Genomic DNA, 13,213 nt, shown 5'->3' with positions numbered 1-13,213 from the left:
GGAATAATATGTATAGGATCGGTCGTAAAGACCGACCCTAAAGATTCCTCATAATTATCCAGAACTAGTAGATGTGGAGATAATTGAGGTAGTACATGAAATCAATGAAGGAGCGAATGAAGCTTGTCCTTCTGCCATCCCAATGGCTTCATCAGTGTCAAGTACTTCTACATCAGAAACCTCAAGGTCTCCTAAATCTAGTTCAAGCTCTAAATCCAAATCGTTCATTTCTACTTTCTGACTCATTTTTTCACCCCCTTTCAAAGAATTATTTTCTTGAAATATAAAATACTTTTCACGAGCACTTGGAATTCATACTATGAAGTGAGAAAGTGAGTCACCCACTTTTTAACTATAAACCCTGTACTATATGAGTTAGAAATATATCAATAGTTCGAAGCTTTGAATTCGTTAGAATTAATCTATAGTATTAAATTAGAATCAATCACTTTAAACCCGAGAATTTTCAATTGAAGACTTTCTAGTAAATATATATCTTCCTTCCAAGGTATGAATACTATTTCTGTATCCTTACTGGAATTTTTATAGTTGATTGCAGCAGCACGTAAATCTCTGTAATAACAAATAGGCTTACTAGAAGGATTTTGTAACTTATTTATGCTCTGAATAACCGCTTTTAAAGCTGCATTTTGTCTATCTTTATGATACGTAACACTCCATAACCTTCCGTCCAATATAAGCCCTATTAATGAAATGGGATATTTTGTGTCGAACTCTATAAATTCCACTTTTCCATTCAGAAATTTATTAATTATGGATAGGTAAATTTGGATATCTCCATCTATTTTCAATTCCTTTTTTGTTAACTTATGGAACATACGTCCGTTAGTTACTATGTCAATAACTTCCACATTCCCAATTCCATTATTAAAACATTCTTTTGATGAATGACCAATTGCAAATACAAAATCCTTTGAAGCTACTTCTTGATTTAAGTGTATCTCCTGATTGTTAAGCTGATACAAGTTTCTAATGTTTCGATTTACTGATTCTTGATGCGCATAACTCTCCAGCCCTTTTATCAGGGCATTGTACATAGCATCTTTATGATTTACACCAATTCCCTCAATTTGATGATCTGAATATTTTCCACACAATGAAACCGCGCACTTTTGTATTGGTAATTGCTCCTTATCTTCAAAAGAAAGTTTGCGTAGTATCCCTGTACGTTCTCCTACAACACAGTTTAGTGCCTTTTCTATGAATAGTTCTCTATGTCCCTTGTCATTGTACGTTTCGCTAGTATCTAAATAATGATTTTCTAGCATTAGTTTTCCATTAATTGTTCTAGTACAATTATTGCAACCCTTAACCTGAGGAACATAAATTTGTTCTTGGGTAAAATCATCAAATCTTAAAAGTACTACATTCGTTTTTTCGTAAGTCTCTATTTTCGTTAAGTATTTAAATACCTCGAATGATACTGAGTTTGATAAATAAATTACTTTCGTTTCTTCATTTATATAATCAGAGTTAATATCACCCAGTAATTCTTCACTTCTATTCCTCACACATTTCCAACAATGATTTTCAGGTATAGGCCCTATTAACGCGCCATCATCACAATACAATATTGGGATGAAATTCACATTCTCGAACCTGTTTTTTGTGTTTATATCATTTAAATTAGTATTATCCTTATGAGCTTGCAAATACAAAACCAAATCATAATTATTAGGCTCTGTAGAATCTATATTGATTTTATTTAAATCTGCGTTCTTATGTAGAAAAACATCATTACTCAGCTTTTTATAAAAATCTTCTTTATCAGAATTTTCTGGTTCATTTGTAAGTGAATAGTCAATATATTTACTGCCAGTATTAATTAACCCCCATACTGTTGAGAAAACTAATTTTGACTGACCAATAATCAACAGGCGACTATTTCTATATTCTTCAAATGTCCTCTCAGGATTCTGCACATAACTATGTATGAATGAAATCTCACTCGAAAATCTTTCGATTATTGCTTTAGATAACTTACTTTCATCTTGTAAGTAATCATAGATAAAACCTTTGTCGAGTAAAATAATAATTATTCTCTTTATAGCATTTGCATTCACATCGCTACTATTTGAAGTAAGCTCTTCCAAACTATGGTATCCATCTAGAAAAGGGACTAGCTTTCTCATTAAAGGGTAAATATTTTTACCTTTTAATATAGATACTCCATTATTCCCTTTAAAAGCAACTCCTTCTTCGGTAGCCCAGTAAACAACATTTGGTTTTATTTTGGGTTTCATTTATAAAACCTCATTTTCTATTAATATATCTTATGGATTTTTATATAACTTTGATAGTTGATTAAAAGATTGGACAATAATAATAAATGATGAGAACACATATATTAGTGTTCCAAACCTGAAGCCGCGTAGTATGCCAGATAACTGGATAGTCCAAATGAGAATCATTACTTTCAATAAACATGCCTAAGTGTAATTGGCCAAGTCTGAGTTCCTATTTTCATTCCAATAAATGTAACAAAATCTAAATACTAGGATAATATACATATGCACATAAGTCAAATTAATTTTCTGAAAAATTAATTTGACTTATATTCTACTCTAAGATATAAGCAGGATTTTGTTGAATGAAACCTCCTTGAAATAGCATCTTATTATGCTCCCAAAGTCATCATCTGTCACTTCGTCTGACAATGGCCAGGAAATATCACATACTAAAGCCCTGTCTATGACAGATGTAATCGTATTCCTGGAGCATCCACTTTCAATCGGCTTCAACTATTTTCTGTTCCCAATTTGCGCCAGAAGGATGGTATGAGCGCATTGGTGAATCCACGATAGCTGACGCTATACTAGACAGGATTGTTCATGATTCTTATTCGATAATTATTGATGGACAAGTTTCCATGAGAGAGCGACATGGGTTGCAGAAATAAAAACTAAACGTTATTAAAAGGGTGGGGAATTTTCTTCACCTTTTTCATATGGTTCTGACACCGTGAAACTGGTTCTATTTTCCCGCAATGGTTGCACAATTTATCCGAGAAGGTGGCTCTTTTCAAACAAAATACGCAGACAGCCTTCTATGAGATTCGTATTACTCAGGGCGGAAATTTGTCTCCGGCTTCCTTCAGATTCCAGGTCACCCTGGACACCCTTGCCTTTGACTAACGGCTACAACGACCTTCACCGTTCAGGACTTGAACCCTAGAGTTTATACCCATGCCGGGCACACAAACAAAAAGCCTCTCAACTGTTTTGTTGAGAGGCTAATTGAAACCTATATTTAATTTCGAATGGCAAAAGGTATGTCATTTAAGAGGTTAACAAGGCTACAAATCCCTTCACTAAAGGGTTTTGGGCGTTATTACATCATGCCGCCCATAGTTTCATCAAGTCAAATGAGAATAAATAGGACGTCCAGGACCTTACAATAGCGAAAACTTCCCAAGTATTTATAAGAATATCTCTATCTGCCAATCAATATTTACGAGTAAAAGTATGTCATGAATTATGTCATTTTTCGTGTTGAGCCTCATTTATAATATCTCTTGTTGTGTTGGGATTGCAGAAATAGCTCCCAATTTGGTGCAAACCATCGCTCCTACTTTGTTACTGAATGTAGTCATTTCTTTGATTTTTTGAAAATCATTAATAACCTGTTGAGGCTCTTCTTCTCTTGCTAGCTGATAAAGCATGGCGCCCACAAATGCATCTCCAGCACCCGTCGAATCTATTGATTCAACTTCAATACTAGGAATAACTTCTTTCAATCGTCCATTCGAAATCATTGTACCGCGTTTTCCCAGGGTAACGGCTACCAAGTCCGTTCCCAGGTGATGAAGGGCTTCGACACCCTGTTCTATTTCATTCACCCCTGAAATCAGCTTAAGTTCTTCCTCACTCACTTTGACAAAATCAGCCTGAGAGATGCCTTGACGTGCTAATTCAATAAAATCAGATTCTCTGCTTCTCCAAAGGTCTGGTCGATAATTAGGGTCAAAGGATATGAAGTGCTGATCACATTTATACTGTTTCATCGTATTTAAATAAGTGGATTGGAATGGGTCCTCTAATAAAGCTGTAGCTGATCCAAAGTGGAGAATTCCAGCTTTTTTCAGTTCATATTGATTCAACTCTTCTTCAGTTAAATAAGCATCTGCACCGCGATTAAATACAAAATCCCTTTCTCCATCTTCCTTAAGAGAAACAAAAGCAAATGTAGTTGAGTTTTTTTCATCTAATTTGATCATTGAAGTATCAATATCTAATTCATCAAGAGTATGTTTCAAAAAATGACCAAATGGATCATTTCCGACTTTCCCACTGAACGATGCTTTACCACCTAATTTTACAATGGTGGCACAAACATTTGCCGGGGCCCCGCCTGCCTGCTTTTCAAAGTTAGTTCCTTCGACTAAGTCGGTCCTAACATCTTTACAAAAGAAATCAATTAACAATTCTCCAATACAAATGACTGAGGAAGTTGAATTCATCTTTCCTCCTCCTCTTGAACTTCAATTGATTGTACGGGTGCAGAGATAGAGCTATTGGTCACTTTGACTTTCCCTTGAGAAGTCGACAAAGAAATACTTTCACATGCTTGATCTGGATAGATTAAACTTGTAAGAGCATATCTTCCTTCATTTATAAACAGTTCAACAGAAGAAGAATCAATGACTATGCGTAGATTTATATTCTCTATACTTTCTAATTCTAATCCCTGTTCAGAGGAGAAGATATCCGAAAAATCCACCTTCCCTGATTGGCTTCGATCCAGCTTCACTTTCTTCTTTAATGCGTCTATCTTAATTGTCGTAAATTGGTCTTCCGTATGATGGAGAACGATATTAAATTGTTCGGCACTTATCCATTCAAGGTTTAAAATCAAATCTACATAAGATTCACTAACTTGATACGTTTTCACTTCTTCCTCACTATCAATTGTGTCGTGTGTGGCAATTTTTTTAGAAAAATAGGATTCAAGTTCTTTTACTGGTTGTTGTACAACGGTAAAACCATCTTCATTTTCCCAAAGGGAAAGTTCCCGAGGCAGAGTCATCTGACTTCTCCACACTTCTGTTGGAACCTGGTCCGCATATCTCCAGTTACTCATCCACCCGAGATAGATGCGTCGTCCATCCTCTTTTGGTATGTCCGAAAAACTAACTCCAGCATAGTTATCCTTTCCGAAATCCAGCCAGTTAACAGAAACGTTTTCAGCCGTAAATGTAGAACCATCAAAAGAACCGATAAAATATTGGGTTTGTGACCCAATGTCAAATTCAGGGTTATCACCCACACTCACAATCAAGACCCATCTTTGTTCATTAGAATTTTCAGCTTTTAATTGAAATAAATCAGGGCATTCCCACACCCCGTCATGAATCCCAATATTTTCTCCAAATTCGCTCTCGAACTGCCACTCTATTAAGTTGAAAGAAGAATAAAAAGAAATGGTCTGTCCCGTAGCTAATGCCATAATCCACTTCTTTGTCTCCTCGTGCCAGATCACTTTAGGATCTCTGAAGTCTACCTTAGTATCATGACCTAACACTGGGTTCCCTTCATACTTCTTCCATGTCCTTCCCTGATCATGGCTGTATGCCAAACTTTGTGTTTGAATTGGCTCGTTTTCTTCTCCACGCTCTAAATGATTAGTAAAAATCGCTACTAAGCCTGGTTCATCTGCAAAAAAACCAGTTGTATTGTTCCAGTCTACGATAGCACTTCCAGAAAAAATCATTCCCAGTTCATCAGGGTATAATGCAATATCTAATTCTTCCCATTGAATTAAATCTTTACTGACTGCGTGTCCCCAATGCATCGGTCCCCAAACGGTGTCTTCCGGGTAATATTGGTAGAATAAGTGATATTCACCTTTGAAATAAACTAAACCATTTGGGTCGTTCATCCAATGTTCTCTTGGTGCGTAATGCAGATATGGTCTGTATTTTTGTAAGTAGTTAGTTTTCATACGTGATCCTCCAATAGATTCATAATATTCCCTTACTTATCTATAAAAGACAAAAGGTGCTGTTATTAGTAGAGTCTTGTACCTGTTATTTAATTCCTGTCCCTGAACCGCCCATTCCTTGAAGCAAGTATTTTTGCGCCACGATATAAACAATGATTAACGGAATGGTTGATAGAGTAAGAATCGCCATTACCTGATTGGTATACACAGGAGGTGTTGAATTAATGTTTGTAATTGCTACTTGTAAAGGGAACTTTTCCGTATCGGTCAATACCATTAATGGCCATAAGTAATCGTTCCAGCTCGCAATAAAAGATAAGGTTCCGACCGTTGCAATAGCAGGCTTTGACATAGGAAGGATGATCCTCCAAAATATCGTCCAATAATTTGCTCCGTCTAATTTGACCGACTCTACGATTTCTTCCGGTACAGCCTTAAAGAAATTCCTAAATAAATAGATGTAAAGCATATTGGCTATCATTGGAAGTACTACAGCTAATCTCGTATTTACGATTCCTAAATCATGGATAATGGTAAACTGTGTAATGATCAACGTTTCAACCGGTACAATCATCAGTGATAACAACAGTCCGAAAAGTAACTTCTTGCCACTAAAATTAAATCTGGCAAAAGCATACCCGGCCATAGCGTTTACCACAATAGAGCCACCGGTGACCACTACTGCATAAATAATACTGTTGAAGACATATTTCAGGACCTCAAATCTAGAAAATAATTCCTGATAGGTTTGGAACCATTCTGATGGATTCAAAGCTGGCAGGAGTGATTGGATACTGCCCATATCAACATAAATATCAGCTTCAGGCTTCATGGAAGATGCCACCATCCAGATCAATGGAAAAATAAAAATACAGGCCAGTAAAATCAAGAATGAATATTCTACTATTCTTCTAAATGGTTTCTTCATATTAATCCTCCTCCCCAGATAATTTACTTTGAATGAGCGTGACAATTCCGATTACAATTCCAAAGACGACAGTCATCGCACTAGCATAACCGATCAATCGATCTGAAAACCCAGATTGATAGATGTAGTAGACGGGTGTCATTGTAGAATTCATCGGCCCTCCTTGCGTCATAACCATCGGCTGTATGATCAACTTAAAGGCTGCAATAAAGGTAGTAATCATAATTAATAATGTAGTAGGTTTTAACAGTGGCAGCGTAATATGAATGAAATTCTGCCATTTATTTGCCCCATCAATTTTACTGGCTTCATACACACTGCTGGGGATGTTTTGCAATCCAGCAAGGAATATTAACATCTGGTACCCAGCGCCTTGCCATGCTGACACAAACACAATTGTATAAAGTGCTTGATCGGGACTTGTTAGAAATGGCTGTGGTTCAATGCCGACTTTCGCTAATAGAATATTAATCAAACCTTCTGATGGATTAAGTAAATATAACCAAAGCACAGAAATAACAACTAGCGATAATACCACTGGTGCGAAATAAGCAACCTTGAAAAATATGTTTCCTTTTCTGTTTTTATTGATCAATAGTGCAAGTCCAAGAGCAGCTCCTACTTGTATTGGAATGACACAAAGGACAAATATTCCTATATTTTTCATACTTTGTATGAAGACTGGATCTTTAAATAATTGAATGAAATTTTCCAAACCGACGAACGTTTTCTCATCTGGTGTTAATAAATAGTAATCAGTAAACGCATAATAAATCGCCATAACTGCAGGAAGTATTAAAAACAGGCCCATTAAAATTAAAGCTGGAGTTAAAAATGAATAGGCCGTTAGATTATCCCTTACATTGAATTTCTTCATCCTGAGGTCCCCTTTTAAAATAATCCGACTTGGAAATACCAAGTCGGATTACCAATCTTTTATTTTAATGCTTTATCGATTTCCTCGGCCTTTGCATCCAATAGAGTTTGGATATTACTATTCTCTTCAAAATAGGTTAAGTCACTGATTGTTTGTTGGAACGTTCTGCTTACTTTTGGATATTCCGGTAAAACTGGTCTAGCATGAGCCGATTTCGCGTTTTGCTGGATAAGGACATTCATTTGTGGTGATACTTTATCCTCGACATTGTCTATTACCGATTTAGCTGCTGGAAGCACACTGTTTGCTAAGGAAATTTCTGTCAAAGACTCAGTGGATGTCATGAAGTCAATTAATGCACCTGCTGCATCCTTCTTCTCTGTTGTAGATGACATCGCGTACTGCCAGGACCCAGAAGGAGAAACGAGTTCATTGGTTTCAGGAGATGTTGGGTAAGGCATGACTCCATATTCAACATCTGGATAACTGTTTTCCATTTCAGCAATCGTCCAAGATCCTGTAAATTTCATTGGATACTTCCCTGTCTGGAACGCCTTTTCGACAGGAGTTTTAGTGGTATAGCCTTTTTCCACCATATCCTGGATGAAATTCATTGTTTCTACATTTTTCTCTTCATTAAATACACCAGTGGCCTGGGTTTTGTCATCCGAAACGATTTTTCCGCCATTTGACCATACGAAAGGAGAAAATGCGTACATCAACCACTCGCTTTGATCATCCAATCCCATATCAACTGCAGGCTGATCATACTCTTTAACAAGCTTGTCACATAATTCCATGAATTGATTCCAATCCCAAGGTTCATCAACAGTTGGTAATGTAGACAAATCGACACCTGCGTCTTTCAACATTTTCTTATTGTAGAAGATACCGACACTCGACTCAGAATACCCTACCGCATACATTTTATCTTCATAAGTTCCTTGCTGAATGATACTAGGTAATAAATCATCTTTATTACTAATGTAGTCCCCTATAGGTGCAATAATCTTCGACTTCGCGTATGCTGCTGTGTTTGGACCATCTAACGTCAAGACATCTGGTAATGTATCAGTAGTTAAAGCTGCGTTAATCTTATCCTCATATCCACCGCCGCTACCACTTCTAGGAATGAATTCAATAGAAGCCTTGTACCCTTCTTCGTTCTTCTCATTGAAGCGATCGATGATATTCTGCATTGCTTTACCTTCTGCGGTTTCCTTAGATGTATGCACCCATAGCGAAACTTCATTTGGCCCTTCCCCTGAAGTTTCTTCTTCACTACAGGCTGTCATTACAAACCCAGCAAATACACAAACCATCAACAATAAAAGTTTTCTCATGATTCTATTTCCTCCCTCTTGAAAATAAAAAGTAATGATTCAACCATAAACCAAACGGATACGAGCAACGAAGATCTTCTATGAAACCGCCTTCACGTATTATGGTATGTCAACCGGTTTCATATGTCAACCGGTTGACATTAATTTTCAAAAAAATAAATTTCTTTCTTTTTTATAAAAGTGGAGGGGGAGAAAACATCCACTTACCTTTTGGTTGTATCACTTTCTATTAACTTCACCGGTAAAATCGTTTCTTTTGGAATGTTTTCTTCTCCATCTATTTGCTTCACTAGTATTTCTAACGCTTTTTGGGCAATGTCTTTGATCGGTTGTTCAATCGTACTTAGTTCAGGCAGAAGCAATTGCGTCGTTTCTGTCCCGTCATATCCAATGACTTTGAGGTCTTCAGGTATGCTCATACCCCGCCGCTTGGTCTCACGGATGACTAAAGAAGCGATCATGTCATCACTCGCAAAAATTCCATCTACATTGGGATTTTCATCAAATAACTGTTTAATCACTGAGTCTTGAGATTCGTATTCATACGTCTTAGATTCTAAATTATGATCTTCCATAACTTTTTCATAAGCTTTGCGCCTTAAATTAGCTGGTGTTTCCAGTGAACTCGGTCCATTGATGTGAACGACATGCTTACAACCTCTATTGATCAGCAACTGTGTGGCTGTTTTCCCGCCTGAGTAGTTATCGCTTGAAACCACAGGAATTTTCTTAGATAAATAGCGATCAATACCGACTACAGGGAGCTTAGGATCCTCGTATTCTTCAATCCCCTTATTATGAGCTCCGGCAATGATTCCGTCCACTTGATTCCTCTGAAGCATCCTTATGTATTCTTTCTCTTTGTCTTCTCTTCCTTGACTGTTACACAAGAGTACCTTGTAGCCCATGGAGGCAGCAATATTTTCTAAATGGAAGATTAATTGACCATAGAAGGGATTACTCGTTGTAGGAAAGATCAAGCCGATAAGAAATGTCTTTTTAATAAAAAGTGAACGCGCAACCTCATTTGGGTAGTAATTTAACTGTTCCATTGCTTTATGGACTTTTTTTCGCGTCTCTTCACCAATATATCCACGGTTATTCATCACTCTTGAAACCGTAGTGGGAGAAACACCTGCAACCTTAGCTACATCTTCAATTTTAGGTTTCACGATTTATAGCCTCCATTTTCAACCTTATTAGTGTGATAGATGATTATACCACATCAGATTTTCTTTGATTTTATAAAAGAGTAAACCATTTACACTGTACCATAAAAGTTTTGAAAACGCTTAATGATTTACTTTATTAGAGAAATACATACAGTCAGACTGTGGTTTCGAATGAAAAATTCTATTTTTGCACTTATACTACTTTAAATATATTTACCCATTCCTATAGACAAAACTTCTCCTAAGAATGCGCTACTTCAAGCAATGGAAAGGCAGATGTCTCCCTCCCTTTAAACCGCTAGACAAACATAAAACTACTTCGAACAAAACAAAAAGCCTCTCAACAGTTTTGTTGAGAGGCTAATTAAAACCTATATTTAATTTTGAATGGCAAAAGGTATGTCATTTAAGAGGTTAACAAGGCTACAAACCCCTTCACTAAAGGGTTTTGGGCGTTATTACATCATGCCGCCCATTCACTGTATTAACTAAATAATAATAGATAAGATGTAAAAACCTCTATATAATCAGTTTTACATCTTCACGATATTAGTATGAGATTAAATAAGATATCAGTATTAATAAAGAAAATCCAGTCAATATCCAGTAGGAAGTAACACCTCAAACCAGCCCCAAAACGACCTACAACTGAGAAGGCTGTTGTAGTTACCCTAATTAATTAGTCCTATATGCTACCCTTTTAAATAAACACTTTCAGGTATTAATGCCAGGAGCGATTTCAAACTTTGTTCATCCTGTCGTTGATTCATCCAATAAGATAATCTTTGGATTTAAAACCAGCATTATCCTCTATTCTTCAATCCAAATTCAATCTCATCCTGAACAATTGACAGGCAGGGTTTTGAAACACATAATCAATATCCAGAATCAAATCGTGTACTTTATGTTTTTTGGTATTTTTATTGTGAATCTCTACATCTCCTGTTGGCAGCACGAGATAAGCTTTGTTCTTTTTGTAGAGTGGAGAGAATTTCCCAATCTCTGTTTTTCATAGGGCGCCTCCTTTAAATCTTTACTCACACCTATATTTATAATGTACTTTCAATACTAATGTAGGTAACGGGCTTATTTGCTCGATCCAAACCCAGATATTCAACACCCACTCTTCAGACTTGTTTTACAAAGTAGTTAAGGAATGAAAAAGATCTCCTGTCAATGTCCGAATGTCTGCTTCCTCACCCTCTTCATAGGTAATAATAAAGCATGTGGAAGGACCAGCTGGTTTATGTAGATCTATATCACAATTCGACTGAATTGATGTAGAAAGACCATTGATTTGAAGCAACAGTCTTATTTCCTTTTCAATCCCTTTTGAACCAACCGGCAAGACTTCATAGACACCATTATGGTGCACCACCTGTTCGAACGTAGACAACGGTACCATACGCTCTTGGTGTGCAATTACTTCTTCTCCTACAAGGGGGTCCCCAATCACGGCGAACCTTGCGCCTTCAGGGGTCTTCCTGTCCTTTATTTTTCGTTTTTCTACTTTTCCGATAATGGATAAACCAAAAGCCGACTGAGGTAATGGGAAGTTGGATTCGGTACTCCCTGTAATTGGTACATCAAACCCCAGCGAGTTCAACTGCTTCTTAATTGTTTGAACCCATTCTTCCCAGACGTACTCATCTGAAAAATTATATAAGACAACCGTTAAAGGTTGAGCACCAACAGCTCGATTTTCCATGAAGGCGACGCGGAATAATGACTCTGCTACTAAGCTGTAAGGAGCCCGGATTTGATCGCCCTCTTTCTCCCCGATGTTAGCCGCATTATCTGAGGTAATTACGAGGTCATAAGTCTTATCAACGGAAACATAACAGACGTCTCTCACGGTTTCACCACCTTTTGAGTAGATCTAATCAACATGCTGAGTTTTGGAACGACAACCATAAACAGAATTAAGTTGATCAACGATCCAATTAGAAGCGCTGGAACTAGAGTATAGTAAAAAGGTGCACTCATCAAAAAGTAAAAAGGAAGAGGCAGCAAGAGGCTGTTTCCCACCCAGAAGAAAATCAATCCGATCCATTTCTGAATTGAGTAAAGATAAGAGAAACCAGCGTAAAGAAGCGCCATTCCCCCGGCAATTAAAAGGTGGAAAATCCCCAGTGGGAACCCCCCTGTTAAGGCAGACAAAAAATGTCCAAGGCCTCCAACTACGGCTCCCCCTAACGACCCTAGGATGATGGATGCAGCCAAGGCAGGGGCAGCATCGAGGGCAACACTTCCAAGGCCGACAGGGATTTTGATAAAGCTTCCGACTGCTGAAAGAGAGACAAACAAAGCCATGAGTACAAAATGCTTCATTGCTTATCCTTTTTCTTTGTTTTACCGCGGAAAACTTCTTCACTTCGTATGTATTCTACATCAGAATGGCCATTGACATAATTGATATAGCGACTCACAGCGAAGAAGTAATCGGATAGTCGATTCAAATACCTTAAACATACTTCAGGTGCCTCTTCTATTTTTTTCAAAGAAACAACAAGGCGCTCCGCTCTCCTTGTAACGGTTCGCGCAATATGAATGGTCGCTGCGGCGTCGGATCCTCCTGGAAGAATGAATCGCTTTAATCCAGGCGTTTCTTTAATATAAGCATCCATTCGTTCTTCTAGCCATAGAATGCTTTTTTCCTCTAGTTTAAGCTTCCTGTTCGATTTTTTATTGGCTAAATCCCCACCGCAGTCAAAGAGTTCATGCTGAATTCGCTCCAGTTCTTGATCCAATTGCTTCAATTTTTCGTTTGACAGGTTTAACTCTGTTCGGGCTTTTCCGACAAAACTATTTGCTTCATCAACCGTGCCATACGCTTCAACACGAACATCATCTTTGTCTACACGGCCACCGATCACACTCGTCTGTCCCTTATCTCCCGTTTTTGTATAAAGTCTCATTACGTATTCCTCCC

Annotated in this window: 11 protein-coding genes and 1 pseudogene; 1 reads left to right on the top strand and 11 read right to left on the bottom strand. The window is 37.4% G+C overall.

Annotated elements, in window-relative coordinates; all coding sequences use genetic code 11:
• Window positions 1–54: 54 nt before the first annotated feature.
• Together ACTWPX_RS06855 and ACTWPX_RS06850 are read right to left on the bottom strand one after the other, a co-directional pair.
• Entirely contained in the window at window positions 55–246 is a 192-nt protein-coding gene (locus ACTWPX_RS06855; protein WP_443119068.1) for a hypothetical protein, read from the bottom strand.
• Between the two features lie 176 nt (window positions 247–422).
• The gene (locus tag ACTWPX_RS06850; protein WP_443119067.1) at window positions 423–2,264 is read right to left on the bottom strand and encodes a hypothetical protein; all 1,842 of its coding nucleotides are present in this window, start codon (window positions 2,262–2,264) and stop codon (window positions 423–425) included.
• A gap of 485 nt (window positions 2,265–2,749) precedes the next feature.
• Here ACTWPX_RS06850 and ACTWPX_RS06845 point away from each other — a divergent pair.
• Window positions 2,750–2,920: pseudogene (locus ACTWPX_RS06845) on the top strand (ATP-binding protein); the annotation flags it as partial.
• 603 nt (window positions 2,921–3,523) lie between these two features.
• Here ACTWPX_RS06845 and ACTWPX_RS06840 read toward each other — a convergent pair.
• The 9 genes from ACTWPX_RS06840 to ACTWPX_RS06800 form a co-directional block, all read right to left on the bottom strand.
• Window positions 3,524–4,480, bottom strand: a complete 957-nt coding sequence (locus ACTWPX_RS06840) for a carbohydrate kinase family protein (RefSeq protein WP_443119066.1) — start codon at window positions 4,478–4,480, stop codon at window positions 3,524–3,526.
• Window positions 4,477–5,961, bottom strand: a complete 1,485-nt coding sequence (locus tag ACTWPX_RS06835; RefSeq protein ID WP_443119065.1) for a glycoside hydrolase family 32 protein — start codon at window positions 5,959–5,961, stop codon at window positions 4,477–4,479. Before ACTWPX_RS06835 ends, ACTWPX_RS06840 begins: the two co-directional genes overlap by 4 nt.
• Window positions 5,962–6,046: 85 nt before the next feature.
• Complete coding sequence (locus tag ACTWPX_RS06830) at window positions 6,047–6,889, bottom strand: carbohydrate ABC transporter permease (RefSeq protein WP_443119064.1); 843 nt, start codon at window positions 6,887–6,889, stop codon at window positions 6,047–6,049.
• 1 nt (window position 6,890) lies between these two features.
• Complete coding sequence (locus ACTWPX_RS06825; protein WP_443119063.1) at window positions 6,891–7,766, bottom strand: carbohydrate ABC transporter permease; 876 nt, start codon at window positions 7,764–7,766, stop codon at window positions 6,891–6,893.
• A gap of 59 nt (window positions 7,767–7,825) precedes the next feature.
• The gene (locus tag ACTWPX_RS06820; RefSeq protein ID WP_443119062.1) at window positions 7,826–9,109 is read right to left on the bottom strand and encodes an ABC transporter substrate-binding protein; all 1,284 of its coding nucleotides are present in this window, start codon (window positions 9,107–9,109) and stop codon (window positions 7,826–7,828) included.
• A 203-nt stretch (window positions 9,110–9,312) separates the two neighbouring features.
• The gene (locus ACTWPX_RS06815) at window positions 9,313–10,281 is read right to left on the bottom strand and encodes a LacI family DNA-binding transcriptional regulator (RefSeq protein ID WP_443119061.1); all 969 of its coding nucleotides are present in this window, start codon (window positions 10,279–10,281) and stop codon (window positions 9,313–9,315) included.
• A gap of 1,138 nt (window positions 10,282–11,419) precedes the next feature.
• Complete coding sequence (locus tag ACTWPX_RS06810; RefSeq protein ID WP_443119060.1) at window positions 11,420–12,136, bottom strand: ATPase; 717 nt, start codon at window positions 12,134–12,136, stop codon at window positions 11,420–11,422.
• Entirely contained in the window at window positions 12,133–12,612 is a 480-nt protein-coding gene (locus ACTWPX_RS06805) for an ECF transporter S component (RefSeq protein WP_443119059.1), read from the bottom strand. Before ACTWPX_RS06805 ends, ACTWPX_RS06810 begins: the two co-directional genes overlap by 4 nt.
• Window positions 12,609–13,199 (bottom strand): cob(I)yrinic acid a,c-diamide adenosyltransferase, encoded by a 591-nt coding sequence (locus ACTWPX_RS06800; protein ID WP_443119058.1) that lies wholly within the window; start codon window positions 13,197–13,199, stop codon window positions 12,609–12,611. Before ACTWPX_RS06800 ends, ACTWPX_RS06805 begins: the two co-directional genes overlap by 4 nt.
• Window positions 13,200–13,213 lie beyond the last annotated feature (14 nt).

Source organism: Halobacillus sp. H74, assembly GCF_052246715.1.
In the GTDB taxonomy this organism is placed as follows: Bacteria; Bacillota; Bacilli; order Bacillales; family Halobacillaceae; genus Halobacillus; species Halobacillus litoralis_A.
Note: the sequence above shows the minus strand (reverse complement) of the source record. Positions and strands in the feature narration are given on the sequence as shown.

Bases quoted from the DNA above. Each gene is read 5' to 3' on its own strand.
- ACTWPX_RS06855 (WP_443119068.1), bottom strand. From the start codon at position 246: ATGAGTCAGAAAGTAGAAATGAACGATTTGGATTTAGAGCTTGAACTA.
- ACTWPX_RS06850 (WP_443119067.1), bottom strand. From the start codon at position 2,264: ATGAAACCCAAAATAAAACCAAATGTTGTTTACTGGGCTACCGAAGAA.
- ACTWPX_RS06840 (WP_443119066.1), bottom strand. From the start codon at position 4,480: ATGAATTCAACTTCCTCAGTCATTTGTATTGGAGAATTGTTAATTGAT.
- ACTWPX_RS06835 (WP_443119065.1), bottom strand. From the start codon at position 5,961: ATGAAAACTAACTACTTACAAAAATACAGACCATATCTGCATTACGCA.
- ACTWPX_RS06830 (WP_443119064.1), bottom strand. From the start codon at position 6,889: ATGAAGAAACCATTTAGAAGAATAGTAGAATATTCATTCTTGATTTTA.
- ACTWPX_RS06825 (WP_443119063.1), bottom strand. From the start codon at position 7,766: ATGAAGAAATTCAATGTAAGGGATAATCTAACGGCCTATTCATTTTTA.
- ACTWPX_RS06820 (WP_443119062.1), bottom strand. From the start codon at position 9,109: ATGAGAAAACTTTTATTGTTGATGGTTTGTGTATTTGCTGGGTTTGTA.
- ACTWPX_RS06805 (WP_443119059.1), bottom strand. From the start codon at position 12,612: ATGAAGCATTTTGTACTCATGGCTTTGTTTGTCTCTCTTTCAGCAGTC.
- ACTWPX_RS06800 (WP_443119058.1), bottom strand. From the start codon at position 13,199: ATGAGACTTTATACAAAAACGGGAGATAAGGGACAGACGAGTGTGATC.